Here is a 22259-nt window from a genome sequence, read left to right as displayed (position 1 = left end):
TTGGTTTGAATCAATGAAAAAAATCGTATTGTTTTTAGGTGCGATCTGCACCATGACTTTGGTGGGCTGTGTTTCAGCGCCAAAATCGTTATATAGCTGGGGCGAATACCCTCAGCAAACTTATTTGATGTTGAGTCTGCCAGAAAAGACTTCTCCACAAGAGCAAATTGGCAAACTTGAAAAAGATATTGAAAAAGCCAAAGCCAAAAATGCAGCAGTGCCTCCGGGCTTGTATGCGCATTTGGGTTTATTGAATTTAAATATCAATAATGGGCCACGTGCTGTTCAGTATTTTGAACTTGAACGCCAAACTTACCCAGAGTCGACAGTATTAATAGATCGTCTTTTGAAAAAAATGACGGCTCAGTCTGCGGCAGGGAGTGTGAAGTGAAACATTTCAAAAAACTATGTTTACTTGGCCTTGCTGTGACACTCTTCACAGGTTGTGCTACGACACCAAAAAGTAAACGTGACTTATCTGCTTATCATGCCAATATGCCAAAATCTATTTTGGTGTTGCCGCCTGTAAATGAGTCACCCGATACAAGGGCAACCTATGGGTATTGGTCTACCGTGACTTTACCTGTAGCAGAAGCGGGCTATTATGTGTTCCCCATTTCTGTGGTCGATACGCTATTTAAAGAAAACGGCGTAACCAATGGCTATGATGCGCAGCAAATTCCAATTCAGAAACTCAATGAAATTTTTGGAGCGGATGCTGCACTGTATGTCAAAGTCAAAGAATATGGTTCTAAATATCAGGTGATTCAATCCGTTTCGACCGTTGCCGTAGAGGCAAAATTGGTGGATTTAAAAACTGGGGCATTATTATGGGAAGGTCAGGAAAAAATCCAACAAGCCAATAATAATAGCAACGCGGGTCTGGTCGGGATGTTGGTGGGTGCTTTGATTGACCAAATTTCCAATCACTTATCGGACAAAGCCTATGTACTGTCTAACAGTGTGAGTACGCAGTTGTATGCTCCACAGTTGATGCAGCAAAAAGGGTTGCTATATGGACCTCGCTCTCCGCATTTTGTACAAAATTCGATGAATCCACAGTAGTAAAAAATAATCCCCTCAAATGAGGGGATTTTTATGATTTAACAAATTTATATTTGGTTTGAAGAGACTTTTAACTCTCAGCCAAAGAAACGGGGATTTTCGTATAAATTAATCCTTAAAATGCACAGGAATCCATTGATAGCTTTTCCCATCTGCTGAATACATATGTCCAATAGCAGGGAATGGCAAGTGTGGTGCTGCAATGGTTTGCCCGCCTTTTGCATATTCAGCAAATTGCTTTAAGCGGGTTTGCACTGCTTTTTTCGGGTCGATATCATAATCAATAGCGGTTTCTGGCTTGTCGAATTGCACGGTATGTGAGTGCACAATGTCACCAATAAATACCACCGTTTCATCTTTGATTTTTAACTCATAGCTAAAATGTCCGGGTGTATGCCCCGCGGTATTAATGACTTTAAATCCCTGAACTTGATCGCCCAGTTGATACGTTTTGAAGCGGTTTTTGGCTTGATAGGGCGCAATGGCTTGTTTAATTTTTTCAACAGTTCCTAAGTAGCCTGCTTGCTTTTCTTTTGGGAGTCTGTCGACTTGTTTCGGACTTAGCCAATAGTTAGCTTCATCGTTCGATACATAGACCGTTGCATTGGGAAAGTTAGCGACGCCATTTTTGCTAATACCACAAACATGGTCAGGGTGTAGATGCGTCAGTAAGATGGTATCGACTTGCTCTGGTTGATAGCCTGACGCTTTTAAGTTGCTTAACACTGAACCTAAATGTGCGCCAAAACAGCTCGCAGCGCCGCTATCTACCAAAACTAGTGAATGACCAGTATTCACGAGAAATGCATTGACTGAGGTTTGTACGCCTTTGGCTTGGTCGGCAGCGTATTTCTTTAAAATTTCATGGACTTCTTTTTCTGGAGTGTTTTGAAAGAGTTTAGGCGACATGAAGTTAGTGCCATCGAGCAGGGCTGTAATTTGTACATCACCAGCTTGATATTGGTAATAGCCTGAAACTTGTTTTTGCTGGGGAATGGTTGATTCGGCGGCATGGGTGGTGATGGTTGTTGTGTTTAGTGCTAGTGCTATGAATAGGGGTTTTAAAGTCTTCATAAGTTTCTTATAAGTTTTAAAGGGATAGGTTGTTTCTATCATGATAGATTTTTTTGTGTTGGGTTAATAGATCAATTGATACAATATATAAATAATTGAAATTTGATATGAATAATGACGTTATGGAAAAAGATTGGTTCAATTTTCAGGAAAAAATTGCAGAACATTTTAGAAGTTTAGGTGTGCAAGCTGAAACAAACAAAACAATCAGAGGCGTAAGGACAGAACATGATTTAGATGTTTATGTAACTTCAAAATATTTAGGGACTAATATTAAGTGGGTGATAGAAGCTAAATATTGGCAGACAAAAATTCCAAAAGAAAAAGTATTAGCTTTAAGAACAATTGTTGATGATATTGGGGCAGATAAAGGATTTATTATTTCACAAGTTGGATTTCAGTCTGGAGCAATTGAGGCATGTCAAAATACAAATATTCAACTATATACGTTTGAGGAGTTTGTCACTCTTAGTAAGAATTATATTCAGAACGAAATTCTTGATACTTATGTTCGTAGAGCAAGATTGCTGCATATCAGGTATTTCTCACATAAAAAAAGAATCCGAAAAGATTATGGTTTAAGAGGTGAACTTGGTGAAGTTGCATGCTTTTCAGGTGCTTGGTTGTTAACAACAGTATTCGATGTATTGGAGGAAGCTAGAACTCAAAAATATCCAATTGATTTACAAACTCATATGGTAGAAAAAGTTGGAAATGATTTAGCTGAGGATTTTATTGAATTAGTTCAATGGTTAAATCTAAACCTTAATTGGTTAGATGAGAAAATTTTAAAGGCGGAATATCAAATGATGCAAGATGGCGTATTTGAACCTAATTTAATTGATCCTGATCTTAATCAAAAAACTTGGGATGAAATTGCTCAATCGATGAAAGGTGTAGAAGATAAAAGTTTTCAACAAATCATTCAAGATTTTCTAAAATTACGTTCAAAATAAGCTATCTATTTAAAATTAAAAAAGCCCCTACAACGTAGAGGCTTTTCTCATCTTAGATTCAAAATCTTAAGAAACTTTATCACCAGCTTTAGCGCCTGATTCAGGTGAGATTACCCAAACACCTTCGCCATTACCCGCTGCAAGTACCATACCGTTTGAAATACCAAAACGCATCTTACGCGGTGCAAGGTTAGCCACCATTACTACCAATTTGCCTTTAAGGTCTTCTGGTTGGTAAAACTCACGAATACCACTGAATACATTGCGCGGTTCAGCTTCGCCAACATTTAAAGTCAGTTGTAGAAGTTTGTCAGAGCCTTCTACCGTTGCAGCTTCTAAAACTTCAGCGACACGTAGGTCAACTTTCATAAAGTCTTCAATACCAATTACATTGTTTTCAGAAACAGCTTCACCTATTTTAGGCTCAACTTTGGCAGGTGCAGCTTTCTTTTCTTTTTTCTTTTCCACTTTTACAGGTTCAGCTGCAGCAGCTAAAGAGTCTTTAGATGCATCGACCATTGCCGCAACTGCTTTCGGGTCTACACGTTGCATTAAAGGTTGGAACAGTGCAATTTCATGATCAACCAATGCTGTTTGAGCAGAAGCAAAGTCGAAGCGGTCTAGTTTTAAGAACTCTTGCACTTGAGCCGCTAAAGTTGGAAGTACAGGTGCAAGGTACACAGCCAATTGACGGAACAGGTTAATCCCCACCGAACATACATCATGTACTTGTTGTTCTTCGCCTTCAACTTTGGCTAAAGCCCAAGGTTTTTTCTCATCGATATATTGGTTGGCTTTATCTGCAAGCGCCATAATTTCACGAATCGCGGCAGAGAACTCACGTGCTTCATAGGCTTTAGCAATTGAGTCACCCGCATCAATAAAGCTTTGTACCAATTCAGGCTCTGCACAAGTTGCTGATAATTTATTTTCAAACTTGGTGTTGATGAATTTTGCACAACGGCTGGCAATGTTGACCACTTTACCAACTAAGTCAGAGTTTACTTTCTGAACGAAATCATCCAAGTTCAAATCAGAATCTTCAACTTTATCAGATAGTTTAGACGCGAAGTAGTAACGTAAATATTCAGGGTTTAAGTGCTCTAAATAGGTTTCAGCTTTGATGAATGTACCGCGAGACTTCGACATCTTCTGACCGTTTACCGTCAAGAAACCATTCACGAATAAACCTGATGGCGTACGGTAGTTCGCACCTTCAAGCATGGCAGGCCAAAATAGTGCATGGAAATAAACAATGTCTTTACCAATGAAGTGATAGACTTCTTTGTCAGAGTCTTTCTTCCAAAAGTCGTCAAAACTTAAATCAGGACGTTTAGCTTTAATGTAGTTTTCAAAACTCGACATATAACCAATCGGTGCATCGACCCAAACATAGAAATATTTATTTGGTGCATCTGGAATTTCAAAACCGAAATAAGGAGCATCACGGGAAATATCCCAGTCGGATAGACCCGCTTCAAACCATTCATCCAGTTTGTTGGCAATTGAGACAGGTAGGCGACCTTGGTCACGCGTCCATTTTTGTAAATATTCTGAGAAATTCGGCAGTTTAAAGAAGTAATGATCTGAAGATTTCTCTACAGGCGTCGCACCACTTAAAGTCGATTTCGGGTTTAAAAGTTCGGTTGCATTGTAAGTGGTACCGCAGACTTCACACGCATCACCATATTGATCTTCCGACTTGCATTTCGGGCATGTGCCTTTAATGAAACGGTCAGACAGGAACATGCCTTTTTCAGGGTCAAAAAGCTGGTTGACAGGACGGATGGCAATATTACCTGCTTCACGGTTTTTCACATAAATTTCAGAGGCACGAGAGCGGTTTTCATCACTATGCGTTGAATCATAATGATCGAAATGCACACCGAAACCATCAAAATCACGGATGTGTTCTTTTTGCACATTGGCAATTTGATCTTCAGGTGAAATGCCATTGGCTTCGGCACGTAGCATGATCGCTGTACCGTGAGCATCATCCGCACATACATAAGTCACATCGTGTCCCATTGCACGCATGGCACGAACCCAAATATCTGCTTGGATATAACCGAGTAAGTGTCCCATATGGATGGGACCATTGGCGTATGGTAGGGCGTTAGTGACTAAAATATTACGCACGGATATGACTCTCTCATTCGTATTTTATATAAGGTCAACGATTTTACCTTAGATAGCCGCGACTTGCACAAGTGAATCGGTTAAAAGTTTTCAAATGAGACTAAAGCCCATATGAATTGATCGGCCCGAAGATGGATCTATTGCCAAATATTCATGAGCCCATAGTGCAAAGATCGAAAATATCGCTTTTAATATCTTAAAAAAGAAGGTGTACATCATTTTGTCTAACTCATGGGGAATACCCAAAAATATTGAAGAACTGGTTTTAGAACGTGATCAGTGTTGTGTTTATTGTGGCTGTGAATTTGGCACTGAAAGAGCTAAAAAGAAATCATGGGAGCACATCATTAATGATATCAATATTAAAACATTAGAGAATATTGCCTTATGTTGTGTTGGTTGTAATGCTTCAAAAGGCAATAAAGAATTAATCAGTTGGTTTTATTCTGAACATGCTCGAAAGAGAGGTATTAATTCCGCAACTATTGCTGATGTTATTAAAATAGCACTAAACCTTAAAAGCTAATGATGAAGTAATCTGCCTTCAATTTTAAGCACTGCTATATAATAGTGTTATTCAGTACATTCAGCCTATTTAGAGTATACCGTCCATGATCGATGATGATTTAGATTTCGACCAACCCGTGACCCGAATTCCACAAAATCCACAAGAGACCAAACTATTGGGCAATCGACTTTTACAACATGCTGAACAATATCTTTCTTCAATGGGCAGTCGACCACATGCACAATTGGTCGAGTCGCTCCGTCAGCTCGAGTCTGAAGATCCGTACTTTGCAGTCATGGCCGATCAGCTTGAGTATGAAAGTGATGAACCAATCGCCAATGACGTGCTTAATCTGTTGTTTTTCTGGCAAATGGCCAATGAAAAAGAAGCCGATATATCTGAGTTTCAATTGCCCGATTTAATTCAAACGGACTATTTCCAAACGACTTTGCTTGACGCTTACGACACGATGGATTTAGGGGCATTCCAGGCTCAGCGCCGCAGCGTGATTGAAGAAACTTTAAAACTGTATCAACAGCAGTGTTATGCAGGGTGCATTACGGTTCTTTATGGTCAAATAGAAGGGATTTTGACAGATGCGCTGATTGAGCATGGTTATTTACAGCAAAATCAAACCAAGTTCGTCGATGTCTATAAAATTGTACCGGGTTTGAAAGGCCATGAAGTCAAAAGCCTATGGCATAAAGTTAAAATTGCCAGTGAAATCAATCCGTATTTTCTGAGCCTTGAAGCATTGAAAATGGATACGAGTTCGAGTGTCACCGCTAGCCGTCATAATATGGTACACGGTGCGGATGTGACCCATTTCACGCAAGCACGCAGTTTCATTTTGTTTATTTGGCTGTTTGCAGTTATGAGCTTTATCAGTACGTTAAAGCGTTAGTCTCTTCTGTTGAGTGGTACAAGATGGAGTTTAAATTGCTGCATCCTGTACAGCTATTGTTTCCAAATGATGCAAATGAGGTCAGCACTTAAAAAGCAAGGTATAACTCTGAGTTAAGAAAATTTTTAAATACGAAAGAGGGCTGTGACATGACGAATGACAATAAACTCGATGATTTAAAAACTAAAGCGAATGAGTTGGGTGAAGACTTGAAGTTGAAAGCTCAAGCAGCAAAACTGGAAGGTGAGAAAGTACTGGAAGATGTCAAACATCAGGCCGCTGAAGCCAAGCTAGATGCTGAAAAGCAGCTGACTGACTTAAAGCAGAACGCAGCAGAAAGTAAAGCCGAAGGTGATGCAGCTTTTGAGCAAAAGTTGCAGTCTGCACAAGCCAAAGCCGAGCATGCTAAACAAGTTGCGCAGGAAAAATTGGATCATTTTAAAATTGAAGCAGGGCATAAACTGGATGAGGCAAAACTTAAAGCCACAGAGTTAAAGCATGAGGCTGAAATTAAACTGGAAGAATTTAAGGTGCAAGCCACTGAAAAGTTTGACGAGTTGAAAAAGAAAGCCACAGAAACACTGCAAAAGTTTAAAAAAGACGACCAAGCTTAATCCGTCCGAGATGGCGAATGTCGGCCTTAAATGTTCGCTACTGCTATGGCGTAGACTGTGTACTGAGTGCAGGGCCTGCGTCCAAGTTAAACCACATGATGCTCTGAATTTGGTTGTTCACGGTGCGAATGGTGTAACGATAGTTTGCAATTTCATATACATATACCGTCTCAAGTGGGCTATTCGGTGCACTGCTGATTGGTGTAGAGGACATAGAAGTCGGCGATAAATCGATTTTTTTCTGCATGTCTTGAACTTGATCACCGATAGTCACCGTTTGACCCGCAGGGGTTTTAAATGAATTGGTTGATGTATCTGCAAAACTAAAGCTAGATATGGTGCAAACCAAAACAACCACGGCCCAAAGTTTCATTTTTTTCTCCCCAAATCGCGTCAAGATAGAACAATAGAATATAGATATTTTGCTATGCAATAACATCACCTTAAATGGGGAGATTGGATTGTACTTACAATTCTTTACGTTCAAATTTGATCCAATTCACCGATTTTATTTTTTCAGTTAGCTTAAGCGACTAAGCTTCGCTCTTTGATATTCAGCGTATAAAACCAACTAAAAAGCTAGGAATACTAAATTTCATGGCATAATCCCTAAATACTGAACTTAACCTAAGTTCGTTTTGTGGTTAAACTATAGCATTCAGCTGAATACTCGAATTTGGAGTACATATATGTCGTGGCTTTCTTCTCTTAAATCAGTTTTTTCTCCTGCGCAGGAGGTAAAGGAAGAAGAAATCCAAACAGTACTGCAAAACTATATCTTGCCCAATTCAAACCATGCGTTGAAAGACCGCATTACTCAAGTGAATGTGCAGGGCAATATTCTGCAAATTACCATCAATACTTTTCCTGCCGAAGCCGATGATTTACAACAGATTCATGATGATTTGGCGGTTGCGCTTGAAGCATGCGGTATCAAAGAATTAAACATGCATGTGATTCAACAAAAAACTGGACATAAAGAAAAATCTGGTAGCTGCGGACATCAACACGCTGAAGGTGAGAGCTGTTCAAGCCAAGCAAAAGAGGCTGCGCCGAAAAGCAATTTACCCCCAGTGATTGATGCTTCAGGCTCAGCACCTCAAGTTGCTGCACAACCCGTTGAAACTGATCCAAACAATCCACCCATTCAAAAAGCAGCGCCACAACAACGTGATGTGCCGAAGCATCCGCGTATTCAAAATGTGATTTTGGTGTCCTCGGGCAAGGGGGGCGTGGGCAAATCCACAACCACGGTAAACCTTGCACTTGCTTTGCAAAAACTCGGCTTAAAAGTTGGGGTCTTAGATGCGGATATTTATGGTCCAAGTATTCCGACCATGTTGGGCAATGCGGGCAAAACGCCGATGATTGAAGCGGAAAATTTTGTACCCTTAGATGCCTACGGTTTGGCAGTGTTATCGATTGGACACTTAACGGGTGATCATAATACTCCTGTGGCTTGGCGTGGGCCGAAAGCGACAGGGGCGTTGATGCAACTGTTCAATCAAACCTTATGGCCTGACTTAGATGTCTTGATGATTGATATGCCACCGGGTACAGGTGATATTCAGTTGACGCTTGCGCAGCGTATTCCTGTGACAGGTGCAGTGATTGTAACCACACCGCAAAACGTGGCACTTATGGATGCGACCAAAGGCATTGAGTTATTTAACCGCGTACATATTCCAGTTATGGGTGTTGTGGAAAATATGTCGACCCATATTTGCTCAAATTGTGGATTTGAAGAGCAAATTTTTGGTACAGGCGGTGGTGATCAACTCTCGGAGCAATATGCTATTCCGCTTTTGGGACGTTTACCTTTGAATGTACAAATCCGTGAAAATGCTGATGCGGGCAAGCCTTCTGTTTTAGTTGAAGACAGCGCAGCAGACAGTTATATGCAAATTGCTGAAAAAATTGCAGCAGCCCTACCTCAAGCTGAAAAAGACCAGACCCGTATTTTCTAAATCAGCCATAAAAAAGCCCAACACATTAATTTGGGCTTTTTTGGGTTTTTAGGAGAGTGAATAGGACTAATTTTGTTTTTTGGCTTGCATAATATTAATGCTAATGGCGATCACCACCATCACAATTCCGATAATATCAGTCACAGTTTCAGGGATAATCATACATAAAGCACCTGCACCTAAGAAAATTCGCCAGAACCAGTTCAAACCAACTTTAAAGTAACCTTCAACTGCTGCACCCAGCGCCAAAATACCAACTACTGAGGTAAAGACAATACTCACAATAGTTGTCCATGCAGGAAAAGCAAACTCACGTGCATTGACTGCGACATTCGCTGTATCAATCATCAGCATGGCAGGGTTATAGACGAACAGGAACGGGACAATGAAACCTGCCAAAGAAAGTTTCAAGGCTTGGAAACCTGTGCGCATTGGATCACCCCCTGCGATTCCCGCACCTGCAAAGGCGGCTAAGGCGACAGGGGGAGTAATATTGGCAAACAGACCAAAGTAGAACACAAACATATGCGCCACCAGTGTGGGAATATCAAAGTTTGCCAAAGCGGGTGCAGCCATGGTCGCGGTAATGATATAGGCTGGAATCGAAGGAAGTCCCATGCCTAAAATCATCGATGCAATCATGGTAAAGAACAGCGTTAGAAATAGGCTGCCTGCACCGATGCTCATAATCGAGGAGGTCATGACAGAGCCAAAGCTGGTCAGGCTCACTACACCAATAATAATCCCCACCACAGCACAGGCTGCCATGACCGAAAGGGATTGTTTTGCACCATCGGCGAGCGCTTCTAATATTTCTTTGAATCCCATACGGGTCGATTTGCGGAAACTCGCCACAATCACAGTTAAGACAATGGTGTAGACCGCGGCATAACTGACAGGGATGGATTGAAAGAGGAAAAACACCAAAGCCACGATTGGAATAAGTAAGTGCCCTCGCTCTTTTAGGACATCTTTAACCCGTGGTAAATCCGCTTTCGGGACACCTTTTAAATTGTCTTTACCAGCACGGAAATGAACCTGCGCCATCACGCCTAAATAATAGAGCAAAGCCGGAAGAGTGGCTGCAAGGGCAATGGTGCCATAACTGACACCCGTGGTTTCAGCCATAATGAAGGCACTGGCTCCCATCACTGGGGGTAAAATTTGTCCACCTACAGAGGCACTGGCTTCAACAGCACCTGCAAAATTTTTGTGGTAGCCAATTTTTTTCATCAGGGGAATGGTAAATGAACCAGTACCTACGACATTGGCCACCGCTGTGCCATTAATGCTGCCCATAAATCCACTGGAAATGACGGCAACTTTTGCAGGACCACCTTGTTTATGTCCCGCAAGTGCCATCGCAAGATCATTAAATAGTTTTCCCATGCCTGATTTTGCCAGAAAAGCACCAAATAAAATAAATAGGAAAATGAAAGTGACTGAAGCGCCAATTGCGGAAGAATAAAGCCCTTCGGTTTTTAAATACATTTGCGCGAAAATATCACTAATACTATATGGACGTGTCAATAAACGATCAGGGACCCAGTCATAGTGGCTAAAAAACGGATAAGACAGAAAGACTAAACCTAAAATAGGCAGCATCCATCCCATGACCCGCCGAGCACCTTCAACCACCAGCACCACGGCTAAAATGGCAAAAACAATATCTAAAGTGTTTGGAATACCCCCACGCGTAGTCATAATGGCTTGATATTCTTTCCAAAGGTACAAAAAGGTTGCTAAAGAGGCTAAGGCAAGTAACCAATCCAACCAAGGGATGCTTTGTCGTGAACTGGACTGACGCGCAGGATAAAGTAGAAAGATCAAAACCAAGCCAATAGCGACATGGGCGGAACGTTGAATCAGTTCGGGTAGTGGATTAAAGGTAATAAATAAATGAAATAAGGAATAGAAAATAGCAATAGCCGCTATGAACCATGCCACAGATTTGTTGCTTGGGGAACGAGTCACTGACTCACGATCAAATTTTTCTAAAATGGCTTGTTGTTGTTGCTCATCTAATTGTTCAGGGGTAACTTTGTCTTCATTTTGAGTCATCGGCATTCTCCGATCTGCCATGCTTTCCACAAGGGCTGTTGTTGTGCTGTAATTTGCACCAAGGTGTAATCTGGATATTGTTGAAAAATGGGCCAGACGCTCTGGTGAATAATGATACTGCCTTGCATATTCTTGGAAATGATCCAGTTGATTTGATCAATTCGCCGATTAACTTTCATTCTGACCATACCGTCTTTTTGAAAGATGATGGGATAGTCATTCGGTGTGCCTGCACCGAAAGAAATCAGGTCGGTGTAGCGCAATATAAAGTGCTGTTGCTCCCGTTGATAGTTTTCAATCCAACGAGTTTTTTCAACTGAATGTTTCCATTGCAAACTAAATTGTGCTGTTGAAATTCGGCACTGCATTTGAGCAACAGTCACTTCGCTATAGCGAACAGGCAAGAACAGTAGCCCGCATAAGCCGAGTAGAAAAAGTGCAGTAAACACTGCACTTTTTTTTAGCTTCATTTTTTCGCTGCGAGTTCGTCGTAATAACGCTTAGCCCCAGGGTGTAGTGGAGCAACCACGCCTTTTTGGGCCGTTTCCAGATTAATTTCTGTCGCTGCCTGATGTGAGTTGGCCAACTGTCCTAAACTATCAAAGAAGGTTTTGGTCAGTTTATAAACATCATCTTCAGAAAGATCGGAACGTACCACTAAAGCATTCATAATAGCTGCAGTTGGAATATCTTCTGCATTGCCATAAGTGCCTTTTGGAATATTTAGAGATAGGAAATAGGTTTGGTTTTTGGCGATTTGTTTCACTTTCTCAGGATCGATCCCGACCAGTTGTAAATCGAAACCTTGTTGCAGTTCCATCAAGGATGAGTTAGGGATACCACTGGTTAAGAATGCAGCGTCAATTTTTCCACCCTTTAAAGCATCCGCGGCTTCTGCATAGCCTAGATAATCGACCTTCACGTCATTGTAAGTAATACCAAAACCATTTAAGAGGGTGCGCGCATTAACTTCAACCCCTGAGTTTTGGGCACCGACGGCAATGCGTTTACCTTTTAAGTCTTCAAGCTTTTTAATGCCTGATTTTTTTGATGCCACAATTTGTACATAGTTGGGATAGAGTGCCGCCACTTGTTGGACATTATCAATTTTCCCACTGGCAAAACTGCCAGTGCCATTCAGTGCTTCGGTTAAGCTGTCACTCATGACAAAAGCCATTTCGACTTTTTTCTGTTTGAGTAAGTTAAGATTTTCTACCGATGCACCTGTGGTTTGGGTTTTTGAATTTACACCGTAGGTTTTATTATAAATTTCAGCCAAACTGGTGCCAATCACGTTATACGGCCCAGATGCACCACCTGTCGCTATATTGACAAATTTACTTTGGAGTTTGTCGGATGCTTGTGCACTGGCTTCGGTTTGAGCATCGGCTGAAGTTGCGGTTTTATTGTCACTTGAGCATGCTCCTAGACCTGCAAGTGCAATTGAAAGTAGCGTGAGTTGAGTCCATTTTTTCATATACTTTTCCTCGTTTTATTATCTTCAAAGCCATTCACTTGGCTCTTTTATCCTTGACTTAGCGTGATCAGATTGATGAATAAAAATACGCATGTTTTAAAAAGTAACTGATTAAAAATCATTTGAATAGTCTTTTTTCATTAGGCATGTCTATTTGATTTATAAAATCATTGATTTGAAAAAAGAATAAAGCATGTGGCGTCATTTTTATGAATGCTAGATTGGGTAAGGTTCTTATACGGTATTTATGTTAAGTATTGAATGAAAATTAAAAAAACTGTTATCACGGTTCACTAAATTTGATTGCTTTCAGCAAGGCAAGTCATTACGCTTATAGCTATATATATGTGGGTCTGTGAATATGGTCACTTGGTTTTTTATTGGTTTAGTGATAACCATTCTTTTAACTCCAGGACCGACCAATACCTTACTTGCCTCTTCGGGCATTCAAGTCGGTATTCGTAAATCTTTGCGTCTTATTCCTGCAGAAGCTTTTGGTTATCTCATTTCAATCACGGCATGGGGCTTCCTTATTGGAAAAGTGTCCGTACACTTGCCTTTATTGCCGACTATTTTAAAACTGTTCAGCGCAAGCTATATCATTTATTTGGCCATCAAATTATGGCGTACAGCCGATGCTGAAGTGAGTTTTAATCAACCGACTATTCGGGCACGTGAACTGTTTTTTGCAACATTATTGAACCCTAAAGCATTGTTATTTGCTTCTGCCATTTTTCCAACCATTGCGTGGACAAAACTAGATTATTATCTTTCACATATGTCACTGTTTTTGGTTTTGATTGTTCCAATTGCTTTCTTTTGGACTTTTATCGGGTCAATTTTAGCGAGCAATAAAATTCGTTGGCTGAACCAATCTAACCTGCAAAAAACAGCATCGCTGGTTTTGATGAGTTTTTCGATTCCGCTGAGCTATTCTGCGATTTTAAGTTTTTAATTTAGTAATTAAAGACAGGAATTTTGCGAACTTAAACGCGCTTATTTTCATTGAAAGCGATTTCAGTTAAAGTACAACGCAATTATTGAAATTAAGCTTTTTGGAAAGAATAAATGGCTATTAAGTCCGATCGTTGGATTCGCGAAATGAGCGAAAAACACGGCATGATCGAACCGTATGCAGAAAACCAAGTTCGTTTAGATGAAAATGGTCAAAAACTCATTTCTTATGGCGTGTCGAGCTATGGTTATGATGTTCGTTGCGCGCGTGAGTTTAAAGTTTTTACCAATGTTCACTCGGCAATTGTAGATCCAAAAAACTTTGATGATAAAAGTTTTATCGACATTGAAGCTGATGTTTGTATTATTCCGCCGAACTCATTTGCTTTAGCACGTACCGTTGAGTATTTCCGTATTCCACGTAATGTGTTGACTGTGTGTTTGGGTAAATCGACCTATGCACGTTGCGGTATTATCGTAAACGTCACACCACTTGAGCCTGAGTGGGAAGGTCATGTTACTTTAGAGTTCTCGAACACAACCAATCTTCCTGCACGTATTTATGCAGGTGAGGGTGTTGCACAAATGTTGTTCTTCGAATCTGACGAAGTGTGTGAAACTTCGTATAAAGACCGTGGTGGTAAGTACCAAGGTCAAACAGGTGTGACTTTACCGAAGACCTAAGTTTTTGACATAAAAAAAGCGGATCATTGATCCGCTTTTTTTATGTCAATTCATTCATCGGAAAATAAATATTATCGGACAGTTGGTTTTGCATTTGTACTGAGTTTCAGCATAATCAATTATGAAATAGAGTGCTTTGGTTGACGCAAATAAAAATTATAGTGCGCACAGTAGAATGCCAAGTAAAGGATGCAGTACATAAAGATGCGGAGCATCGAATAATAAGGATGGTCGAGATGACGAATCGTATATATCCCGCAGGATTGAAAAAATCCTGTTTAGCTAGTCTTGTTGGACTCATGCTTGCGCAGTCTACATTTGCCCTTGAGTCACTTTCTGATGAATATCTAGCGGATACTATAGGTGAAGGCATTGCTTTACTTCCTGAAAACTTCAAGATGGTATTCCAAGGGGCCAATGATCTCTCCACTGCTTCTAGCTACAACCGTGACGTGGCCAATCCACAACAATACGACACGGGTTTCATTCGTATTATTCCTGTGGGTGAGAACTACTCCAAATATACCGATGCTGATGATCTGAGTGCGAAACGAACCAAAGCGGACATCTTTATTTATGGTTTAGCGCTTTCGCGGTCTGATAATAATGCCAATAGTCGTTTCAGTAATCAGGGCTTCACATGGGGAAGCGATGTTAATCCTTGGTTATTTCGCGCTGGCACAGCCACGGGGATTAAACAGTTTCATCAGTCGAATGCAAGTTCAGATGTAAGTTTTCTAGGGCTGGAAGCGCCTTTAGCAACGGTTGTAGCGAGTGACACAGATAATAATATTAAATTAGGTCTATGGTGGGATGCTTTTTCGCGTAGCTGGAATTCCCAAAATAAAGTGGATACTATTACAGGCGCACCGACAACAACCAATGCGGCTGCGGATCCTGATTTAAGTTTAAACCAAAGAATACGTTTACAGGCGGTTGCCAACGGATTGAGTTTAAATGGCTCACAGGTTCGTATGTTTCAAACTCAAGCATCTACCTTAGACCAGCAAAATAAAACCTTTGGGATGGCAGCCTTACTTCGGATCAATACTAATGATGATCCATCTACATTAATCTATGAAAATACAGATGCAAATAAAGCGCAGTTGAATGGCAAAGTCCTTCGACTGAGCACAGCCGCGACCAACGATGGTATGGCAGTCACACCCGCATTAGATCGTTCATTGGCTCCAATCTTTGATGCCAGTGAAGGACTTTATTTATACAGCCCAAATATTAATTTGGTCTTGGGTAATATGTATCAGCCTTTTGTTGTAGGTTCGGAAGGACGCAATATTATTCTTGAAGTCACGCGTATTCCGAACGTGCCTGAAATTTATAAGCAGATTTATACCTACTACCCCGATGTACAGGGTGGAAACAATGCTGACTATAAAGGATCAACCTGTAATGTGGCCTATTGTGGTTCGAATTTTGTTCAAATTGGGGCAGGGAGTACTGCGATTCAATACCAAGGAAATAACGCAACACATAGCAGTATTTCGATTGGTAGCGTGACAAGAGATCCGACCACCAATACGCTCAAAGCCAATACGGCGACACAGTCTACTGGTGTGGTATTCCGCGGGACTGGAACAGCAGTTCCTGTAAATCTCGGTTCGGTTGCTATCGATGGTGTATTGATCCAACACTTAAAAATTAAGACCACAGGGCTATAGGATACTGACATGATGAAAAAATTATGTGTAACCATGTTGCTGTCTGTATCCATGTTGTCTCAAGCGGGTTTGGTCGATTTGGATAATAAGGAACTGGTCGGTGTGACTGGACAGGGCGGCGCAGATTTGAGCTTAACGCTATCGATCAACCACCAATATACCAATGATATGAGTCTAAATACGATTTCCAGAACCAATGGTATAGATGCGAATGGGCGGGCTATTGTCACTGAAGCGTATTATCAAATGCGCGCAAATCAAGATTGCGCTTTATTAGAACTGTGTCGTATCGCTATTTCCCCAAATAATCATAAGGAAAATGGGCAACGAAAATGGCTGGTGTTTAAGCAGTTCCAAGGCACCATACAAATTGATAAATTTTCGCTGGAAGGTACCACAATTCTGAATAAAGAAGGCAAGCCACAAACTGCAATGCTGTTAAAGTTTTTCGATGATAAACCCCTTAAAATTCGTAACTTGGGCTTTGCTAGCCTTTCAGTGGAAAGTGGTGAAAATGGGTATTTCAATACCTCAACATATAACAGTTATGGTACGAGTAAAACGGTACCAAGTTTTGATAAAGGTCAGGAACAAGGTTTTATGGGCTTAAATGTCCATGGAAACTTACATCTAGATGGAAATCTAAAAATCTTTAGCTATAACTGCTCGGGCACTGCGGGTAGCCGCTGTTAGACATATAGTTTCAAAAGGATATTGAAATGCATAAAATAATAAAACTAAACCTTCTGACACTGTGTATTTGTGCAGCGAATCAAAGTTATGCATTACAAGCTTTAAATGATCAGATTTTAAGTGATGTAACGGGTCAAGATGGTATTTCAATTACCCATGAAGCTTCAAAAGTTGACATTAAACAACTGAATTGGGTCGATCCTGCGGAAGTCGGAAAAACACCGATAAAACTGGGTTTGCATAATATTGAAGTGAAAACGGCAACTGGTTATAACAATATTAAAACCAAACTCGATTTTGATGTGGGAACAACACAATTAGCCAATGGTACGCAAGGTGTCGGCATTCAGCTCTCTGCAAGTGTGTCACCTTTTACCGCAACAGCTGCCCAAATCATGCTGATGTGTTCACCGAATTGTGCAACAGGTGAAACGGATCAAAATTTAGGTAGTTTTAAGCTTTCAACTATTTCACCTTTTGAAGTGTACTTGGCAACGACGAATGGTTTGTTTAACCGCGACTCAAAGGTGCATTTAGATTTTAAATTGCACAATGCTAGTATTAGTTATGGGCAGAATAATCAAGATTTAACCTTAAAAGATTTCAACTTCAATTTATCTGCTGATGGATACCTCTATATCGATGAAACGGAAGGTGTGGTTCTCACCTCAAAGGGTAGTGTTGGCGATAATATTGTTGTTTTAGGTCGAGTGGAAGATAAGACAGATGTACATGACAGCCGTGTAGGCAATGCCACAAATCCGGGGTTAAACGTTGATTTACGTTATGGCTCAGCAAACTCGACTCATCGGAACTTAATTCGAATAGGGGCATCAGGTGCTTTAACCAATGGCAAGATCGCGTTAAATGCTGACCAGACAGGTGTTGCTAAGTTTAATACGGTCAACCGTGTTAACGGTAATGCCCAAGAAAATGAGGTGGTTGCCTCTGCGGGTTATGGTTTTAAGAATGCAGGTGGCTTACATTTAAATGTGTCTGCTGACTTTATCCGTGCAGGAAATAGTTTGCTCGGCGCTGACACACCAACAACGTTTGAATTAGGACACACTGGTACAGGCAGTTACGCCATCGAGTTTTCAAATTTATCACCGCTCAATGTACGTTCTTCTACTGACCCTAATTCAGCAATAAACAGTCAAAATGCTTATATTGATTTTGGCCAGATTTATATCAATAACATTCGCACCAACTCAATGGGTTTTGTGGTCAATGACCAAATTAAGACGATATTGGGTGCGCAAAACTATGAACTGATTTATAACCCATCGCCAACGGGTAATGCTTCAAATATGGCTTTTATTGCTGTACGTGGGCTCGATTTTCAAGCGATTGCACGTAAAGCCCGTTTTATTTCAGATAATTCTATTACAGTAAACAATACTAACGAAGGAACATGGGGTTTAGGTATTCCAATTTATAACCTAAATGCCAATGCAGCATTTTTTGCCAAGAAATATACCAATACCGCTGGAACGGTGAAGGATGGGTTGGGCTATGACATCGCGGTATCAACCGATGGTTACGGTGAAGATAGTCAAGGCAATCCGAAAACAACGTCTATTATCGTCATTGATGGTGCGATGAGTAAGCATGGCGAAGAAGTTAACTACTATACAGGCTTACGTAATATTGACTCATATTTTAAAGCCAATGGGGTGATTGGTTTTAATGAAAATGAAATCTATATCAAAGCCGATAGCTTATTGTTTGCCGCCAATGCGGAAATCGCAATCGGGCAGCTTCCAGGTGCACTATATAACTGTCCAGCAGGGATAAATAGTTGTGCCAAAGAAGTCGTGCCGATTAATAACTTTGCCAAAAAAGATGATGTTCTCGCATCGATCGCTTTTATGTTAGATGGTAAAGGTGAACTCTTTATTATTCCAGGACTTGAGGCTGTAGGTGGGACACCGCAAAGCAATTATCTGTCATTTAAATCCAATTTTGAGTTTAATACGTTGAGTAGTACAGACCTGAGTAGTGAAAGTAAAAAAGGCAGTTTTATTAGCCTCAGTAATACCGATAGCAATGGAACCACAACAAAAACATCCAGTATGAACTTGAATAAAATGCAAGGTCACTTAGGTTTCAATGGAAAAATTCATATGCAAAAGGATTCGGTTGTTATAGACAATCAAGTGCAATTTAACCATAAGGCATTAGCAGGTGGGCAAGGGACTGCCTTTAGAGCGGAGATCGCATTATCTCCAACGGGTACCATGCAGAAGGTTGCCGATATAGCCATTACAGGTGGGGCTATGCGTAGCACATTAGGGATTACGCCGCGCTAAAAAAATGACAAGGAATAAATAAAATGAATAAGTCTTTAATTTCAATTTTAATCACAGCGACGTTAGGGTTTAGTCAAAGTTATGCGATGACTGCTTTAAATGACGAGGAGTTGTCAGAAGTCGAAGGCCAAGCTTTGATGAATTTAGAATATACCGCTGGATCAAATGGCACGGACTCGCTTGGACAATCTTATACACAATCAAATCTTGGTTTTTATAAAATGGGGTTAAGTGCGGAAATAGAACTGAATGCCAATATTAAGAAGTTGCAACTAGGTTGCGGTGGGAGCAATAATTCGATAAGAGCTGGCTGTGATATTGATATTGATAATCTGAGTCTAAGTGGTATACCCGAAGCAGGTCAAGAGAGACCTGAAACATCAGCGAAGCTAACCAATCCATTTATAGAGTTTGCCATTAAGAATCCTACGAGTGCTGCGACAAGAGAAGTGATGGGCTTTCGAGTCAGCGCAGAAAAAATTGTGGGGTTACTTACAGCGGGAACGAATGACGGTACTCCAAATGGTATTAATACATTAAGCGGCTATATGAAAATTGCACCAGCAACGGGTTCCACAAAAACTCAAGAAACACCATTTACACAATCTTTAACAGGAAAAGTAAATATTGACGGCTGTTTTAATTGTCCAAGAACGTTTGTCACGAGTAATAGTACGATTAAAATTCCATCTATGCCTGTGAATTTTACCACTAAAGAAGCTATTTTAAATGGATCAAGATTAACATCAGTGAATGTTAAGGCTCTAGCGGATGTTCCTACTATCTCCTTGACCGAAAATTCAGGAAATATGAAAGCAGTGGTACAAGGGACAACTTGGGTAGCATTTATTCCTTTAAATAACTTTACTATTTCTGATATGCGCGTAAATATGCAAATCTCAGGTTTAAAAACTGATATTGCACTCAATCAGAGTTTGGGATTGATCCATTCTCTACCTCTGAACAACCCTGTAAGCCTATCACTTCAAAAATCAAAGCTTTTTTGGCCTAAAGAGCATGCGGTGGCTGAGCAGGGATGGTGGTTGGCGGTTAATGATCCTGTACAGCTTGGAACATTAAATGCCAGTGAAAATTACGCAGTTGATATTAATCCAATTTTACCCAATGTAGCGACTTATTTAAGTGATTGGTTTGATGTTAATCCGCTTCATGTAGATTTTGGCTCTGCTGTAAGTGCATTATTTACATCCAAACTTGTAAGTAATGTTGGGCCAGTGGAATTAGATAGATTGCCAGCATTGCCTTTACCACTAAATAATATTCCATTAGGAGCAAGCCAAAATGTTATTTCCAATTGCTATGGTGGTTTAAAATTCTGCTAGATACATGATCTAATAAAAAATCCCGCGATATACGCGGGATTTTTTATTCTAAAAATGAATTATTTTGCAATTTTCGCCAACAACTCGTCTTTAGAAATGTTTACAGATTCAGCATCACGACGGCCTTTATATTCAAAAGTACCTGCATCCAAGCCTTTCTCACCAATCACAATACGGTGAGGAATACCTGTAAGCTCAAGATCGGAGAATTTTACGCCTGGACGTTCGTTACGGTCATCCAGTAAAACATCATATCCTGCTGCCGTAAGTTCAGCGTATAGTGCTTCAGCTGCTTCTAAAGTACGTGGAGACTTATGCGCATTCATAGGCACAATGGCAACTTCAAATGGTGCAATTGCCGTAGGCCAAATAATACCTTTTTCGTCAAAGTTTTGCTCAATTGCTGAAGCAACTACACGTGTTACACCAATACCGTAACAACCCATGGTTACCGTAAATGGTTTGCCATCTTCACCTAGAACTTTACAGCCCAAAGCTTCTGAGTACTTTTGACCGAGTTGGAAAATATGCCCCACTTCGATACCACGTTTAATTTGCAGCGTACCTTTACCGTCTGGAGATGGATCACCCTCAACCACATTACGTAAGTCATAAACTTCGGTGAACTGTGCATCACGTTCCCAGTTTAGACCAGTCACGTGTTTATCAACCTCATTTGCACCCGCAACAAAGTCAGACAGTACTGATGCAGCACGGTCGACAATGACCGTTAAGCCTTTTTCTACCAAGCCTTGTGGTCCACAGAAACCAGCGGTTAAACCCAGTGCAGCAAGTTGTTCTTCTGTTGCAAAAGTTAATGGTGATGCAATGCGCGGATGCTTCTCGGCTTTAATTTCATTTAGCTCATGATCGCCACGTAAGAACAATGCCACTACCGGTGTTGCTTGGCCTTCTTCGGCTGCAATACCTTGCACTAACAAGGCTTTGACAGAGTGTGCAGGATCAGATTTCAAGAAGTTAGAGACATCAGCAATGGTTTTTTGATTTGGTGTGTCGACAACTTCCAAAGCTTTGGTTGGCGCTGCACGTTCACCGACTAAAATGGCCTCAGCCATTTCAATATTTGCCGCATAGTCAGATTCAGTTGAGAAGGCGATATCATCTTCACCACTTGACGCTAACACGTGGAATTCATGTGAGCCTGAACCACCAATTGAACCTGTATCGGCTTGTACTGGACGGAAATCTAAACCTAAACGGCTAAAGATTTTACAGTACGCGCCATACATGATGTCATAGGTTTCTTGCAGTGATTCTTGGTTTGCGTGGAAAGAATAAGCATCTTTCATGATAAATTCGCGTGAACGCATTACACCAAAACGTGGACGAATTTCATCACGGAATTTGGTTTGTACTTGATAGAAATTTGCAGGCAATTGTTTATAGCTTTTGAGTTCATTGCGCGCAAGATCGGTAATGACTTCTTCGTGGGTAGGACCAAGTACAAAAGGGTTGCCATGCCGGTCTTTGAAACGAAGCAATTCAGGACCGTATTGGACATAGCGACCAGATTCTTCCCATAAAGACGCTGGCTGAGTTACGGGCATCAGGACTTCGAGTGAACCTGCATTGTTCATTTCTTCATGAACGATCGCTGCAACTTTATTTAATACGCGAACGCCCATCGGCAGCCAAGTGTATAAACCTGAAGCCAATTTACGAATCATCCCAGCACGTAGCATTAGTTGATGTGAAATCACTTCTGCGTCATTTGGGGTTTCTCTTAACGTTGCAAATAAAAAGCGACTCGCGCGCATGGAAACTGTCCTAAAATTTTAAACTTTGAAAGTCAAAGATTATACGATAAA

The 22259-nt window shown here is 40.7% G+C and carries 20 protein-coding genes; 13 read left to right on the top strand and 7 right to left on the bottom strand.

Features of this window, described 5'->3' with window-relative positions; genetic code table 11:
* Positions 1-13 precede the first annotated feature (13 nt).
* Positions 14-391 carry a DUF4810 domain-containing protein gene (locus ACG9ZB_RS09120; protein ID WP_419325421.1) on the top strand — a complete coding sequence of 126 codons (378 nt, stop codon included), beginning with the start codon at positions 14-16 and terminating at the stop codon, positions 389-391.
* Positions 388-1065, top strand: a complete 678-nt coding sequence (locus ACG9ZB_RS09115; RefSeq protein ID WP_419325420.1) for a DUF799 domain-containing protein — start codon at positions 388-390, stop codon at positions 1063-1065. The genes ACG9ZB_RS09120 and ACG9ZB_RS09115 overlap by 4 nt, the downstream gene beginning before the upstream one ends.
* Positions 1066-1173: 108 nt before the next feature.
* Here the strand turns inward: ACG9ZB_RS09115 and ACG9ZB_RS09110 are convergent, their stop codons facing one another.
* Positions 1174-2139 carry an MBL fold metallo-hydrolase gene (locus tag ACG9ZB_RS09110; protein WP_419325419.1) on the bottom strand — a complete coding sequence of 322 codons (966 nt, stop codon included), beginning with the start codon at positions 2137-2139 and terminating at the stop codon, positions 1174-1176.
* A gap of 107 nt (positions 2140-2246) precedes the next feature.
* On the opposite strand from ACG9ZB_RS09110, the gene ACG9ZB_RS09105 reads away from it, so the two are divergent.
* Positions 2247-3095, top strand: coding sequence for a restriction endonuclease (locus tag ACG9ZB_RS09105; protein ID WP_419325418.1), 849 nt, complete (start codon positions 2247-2249; stop codon positions 3093-3095).
* Positions 3096-3161: 66 nt separating this feature from the next.
* Here ACG9ZB_RS09105 and metG read toward each other — a convergent pair whose 3' ends face one another.
* On the bottom strand, positions 3162-5234 hold the full coding sequence (gene metG / locus ACG9ZB_RS09100) for a methionine--tRNA ligase (protein WP_419325417.1): 2073 nt from the start codon (positions 5232-5234) through the stop codon (positions 3162-3164).
* Between the two features lie 220 nt (positions 5235-5454).
* Between metG and ACG9ZB_RS09095 the strand changes: the two genes are divergently transcribed.
* The 3 genes from ACG9ZB_RS09095 (at position 5455) to ACG9ZB_RS09085 (ending at position 7260) form a co-directional block, all read left to right on the top strand.
* A complete protein-coding gene (locus tag ACG9ZB_RS09095; protein ID WP_419325416.1) occupies positions 5455-5760 on the top strand; it encodes an HNH endonuclease in 306 nt (101 codons plus the stop codon).
* An 85-nt stretch (positions 5761-5845) separates the two neighbouring features.
* A complete protein-coding gene (locus ACG9ZB_RS09090; RefSeq protein WP_419325415.1) occupies positions 5846-6646 on the top strand; it encodes a hypothetical protein in 801 nt (266 codons plus the stop codon).
* 149 nt (positions 6647-6795) lie between these two features.
* Complete coding sequence (locus ACG9ZB_RS09085) at positions 6796-7260, top strand: hypothetical protein (RefSeq protein WP_419325414.1); 465 nt, start codon at positions 6796-6798, stop codon at positions 7258-7260.
* Positions 7261-7303: 43 nt separating this feature from the next.
* Here ACG9ZB_RS09085 and ACG9ZB_RS09080 read toward each other — a convergent pair whose 3' ends face one another.
* On the bottom strand, positions 7304-7633 hold the full coding sequence (locus ACG9ZB_RS09080; protein WP_419325413.1) for a hypothetical protein: 330 nt from the start codon (positions 7631-7633) through the stop codon (positions 7304-7306).
* Positions 7634-7949: 316 nt separating this feature from the next.
* Here ACG9ZB_RS09080 and apbC point away from each other — a divergent pair, with 316 nt between their 5' ends.
* Positions 7950-9227 (top strand): iron-sulfur cluster carrier protein ApbC, encoded by a 1278-nt coding sequence (gene apbC / locus ACG9ZB_RS09075; RefSeq protein ID WP_419325412.1) that lies wholly within the window; start codon positions 7950-7952, stop codon positions 9225-9227.
* 66 nt (positions 9228-9293) lie between these two features.
* On the opposite strand, the gene ACG9ZB_RS09070 is transcribed toward apbC, so the two are convergent.
* From ACG9ZB_RS09070 to ACG9ZB_RS09060, 3 genes are read right to left on the bottom strand one after another with little or no spacing between them, the layout of a single operon-like run.
* A complete protein-coding gene (locus ACG9ZB_RS09070; RefSeq protein ID WP_419325411.1) occupies positions 9294-11288 on the bottom strand; it encodes a TRAP transporter permease in 1995 nt (664 codons plus the stop codon).
* Positions 11285-11758 carry a DUF1850 domain-containing protein gene (locus tag ACG9ZB_RS09065; protein ID WP_126035754.1) on the bottom strand — a complete coding sequence of 158 codons (474 nt, stop codon included), beginning with the start codon at positions 11756-11758 and terminating at the stop codon, positions 11285-11287. The genes ACG9ZB_RS09070 and ACG9ZB_RS09065 overlap by 4 nt, the downstream gene beginning before the upstream one ends.
* Positions 11755-12765, bottom strand: coding sequence for a TAXI family TRAP transporter solute-binding subunit (locus tag ACG9ZB_RS09060; protein ID WP_004694518.1), 1011 nt, complete (start codon positions 12763-12765; stop codon positions 11755-11757). The genes ACG9ZB_RS09065 and ACG9ZB_RS09060 overlap by 4 nt, the downstream gene beginning before the upstream one ends.
* A 361-nt stretch (positions 12766-13126) precedes the next feature.
* Here ACG9ZB_RS09060 and ACG9ZB_RS09055 point away from each other — a divergent pair, with 361 nt between their 5' ends.
* The 6 genes from ACG9ZB_RS09055 (at position 13127) to ACG9ZB_RS09030 (ending at position 20430) form a co-directional block, all read left to right on the top strand.
* Positions 13127-13720 (top strand): LysE family translocator, encoded by a 594-nt coding sequence (locus tag ACG9ZB_RS09055; protein WP_201704000.1) that lies wholly within the window; start codon positions 13127-13129, stop codon positions 13718-13720.
* Positions 13721-13833: 113 nt separating this feature from the next.
* Positions 13834-14403, top strand: coding sequence for a dCTP deaminase (gene dcd / locus ACG9ZB_RS09050; protein WP_004694514.1), 570 nt, complete (start codon positions 13834-13836; stop codon positions 14401-14403).
* Between the two features lie 236 nt (positions 14404-14639).
* Complete coding sequence (locus tag ACG9ZB_RS09045) at positions 14640-16082, top strand: hypothetical protein (protein ID WP_419325410.1); 1443 nt, start codon at positions 14640-14642, stop codon at positions 16080-16082.
* A 9-nt stretch (positions 16083-16091) separates the two neighbouring features.
* Positions 16092-16775, top strand: a complete 684-nt coding sequence (locus ACG9ZB_RS09040; protein WP_419325409.1) for a DUF6160 family protein — start codon at positions 16092-16094, stop codon at positions 16773-16775.
* A gap of 26 nt (positions 16776-16801) precedes the next feature.
* A complete protein-coding gene (locus tag ACG9ZB_RS09035; protein ID WP_419325408.1) occupies positions 16802-19087 on the top strand; it encodes a DUF6160 family protein in 2286 nt (761 codons plus the stop codon).
* A gap of 23 nt (positions 19088-19110) precedes the next feature.
* Complete coding sequence (locus tag ACG9ZB_RS09030; RefSeq protein ID WP_419325407.1) at positions 19111-20430, top strand: hypothetical protein; 1320 nt, start codon at positions 19111-19113, stop codon at positions 20428-20430.
* 59 nt (positions 20431-20489) lie between these two features.
* Here the strand turns inward: ACG9ZB_RS09030 and ACG9ZB_RS09025 are convergent, their stop codons facing one another.
* Positions 20490-22208 carry a proline--tRNA ligase gene (locus ACG9ZB_RS09025; protein ID WP_279701182.1) on the bottom strand — a complete coding sequence of 573 codons (1719 nt, stop codon included), beginning with the start codon at positions 22206-22208 and terminating at the stop codon, positions 20490-20492.
* Positions 22209-22259: the final 51 nt, after the last annotated feature.

The organism is Acinetobacter johnsonii (assembly GCF_048551975.1).
Taxonomy (GTDB): Bacteria; Pseudomonadota; Gammaproteobacteria; order Pseudomonadales; family Moraxellaceae; genus Acinetobacter; species Acinetobacter johnsonii_A.
Note: the sequence above shows the minus strand (reverse complement) of the source record. Positions and strands in the feature narration are given on the sequence as shown.

Bases quoted from the DNA above. Each gene is read 5' to 3' on its own strand.
- ACG9ZB_RS09105 (WP_419325418.1), top strand. From the start codon at position 2,247: ATGAATAATGACGTTATGGAAAAAGATTGGTTCAATTTTCAGGAAAAA.
- ACG9ZB_RS09085 (WP_419325414.1), top strand. From the start codon at position 6,796: ATGACGAATGACAATAAACTCGATGATTTAAAAACTAAAGCGAATGAG.
- ACG9ZB_RS09120 (WP_419325421.1), top strand. From the start codon at position 14: ATGAAAAAAATCGTATTGTTTTTAGGTGCGATCTGCACCATGACTTTG.
- ACG9ZB_RS09045 (WP_419325410.1), top strand. From the start codon at position 14,640: ATGACGAATCGTATATATCCCGCAGGATTGAAAAAATCCTGTTTAGCT.
- ACG9ZB_RS09055 (WP_201704000.1), top strand. From the start codon at position 13,127: ATGGTCACTTGGTTTTTTATTGGTTTAGTGATAACCATTCTTTTAACT.
- ACG9ZB_RS09030 (WP_419325407.1), top strand. From the start codon at position 19,111: ATGAATAAGTCTTTAATTTCAATTTTAATCACAGCGACGTTAGGGTTT.
- ACG9ZB_RS09025 (WP_279701182.1), bottom strand. From the start codon at position 22,208: ATGCGCGCGAGTCGCTTTTTATTTGCAACGTTAAGAGAAACCCCAAAT.
- apbC (WP_419325412.1), top strand. From the start codon at position 7,950: ATGTCGTGGCTTTCTTCTCTTAAATCAGTTTTTTCTCCTGCGCAGGAG.
- ACG9ZB_RS09065 (WP_126035754.1), bottom strand. From the start codon at position 11,758: ATGAAGCTAAAAAAAAGTGCAGTGTTTACTGCACTTTTTCTACTCGGC.
- dcd (WP_004694514.1), top strand. From the start codon at position 13,834: ATGGCTATTAAGTCCGATCGTTGGATTCGCGAAATGAGCGAAAAACAC.
- ACG9ZB_RS09070 (WP_419325411.1), bottom strand. From the start codon at position 11,288: ATGACTCAAAATGAAGACAAAGTTACCCCTGAACAATTAGATGAGCAA.
- ACG9ZB_RS09080 (WP_419325413.1), bottom strand. From the start codon at position 7,633: ATGAAACTTTGGGCCGTGGTTGTTTTGGTTTGCACCATATCTAGCTTT.
- ACG9ZB_RS09035 (WP_419325408.1), top strand. From the start codon at position 16,802: ATGCATAAAATAATAAAACTAAACCTTCTGACACTGTGTATTTGTGCA.
- ACG9ZB_RS09090 (WP_419325415.1), top strand. From the start codon at position 5,846: ATGATCGATGATGATTTAGATTTCGACCAACCCGTGACCCGAATTCCA.
- ACG9ZB_RS09110 (WP_419325419.1), bottom strand. From the start codon at position 2,139: ATGAAGACTTTAAAACCCCTATTCATAGCACTAGCACTAAACACAACA.
- ACG9ZB_RS09040 (WP_419325409.1), top strand. From the start codon at position 16,092: ATGATGAAAAAATTATGTGTAACCATGTTGCTGTCTGTATCCATGTTG.
- ACG9ZB_RS09060 (WP_004694518.1), bottom strand. From the start codon at position 12,765: ATGAAAAAATGGACTCAACTCACGCTACTTTCAATTGCACTTGCAGGT.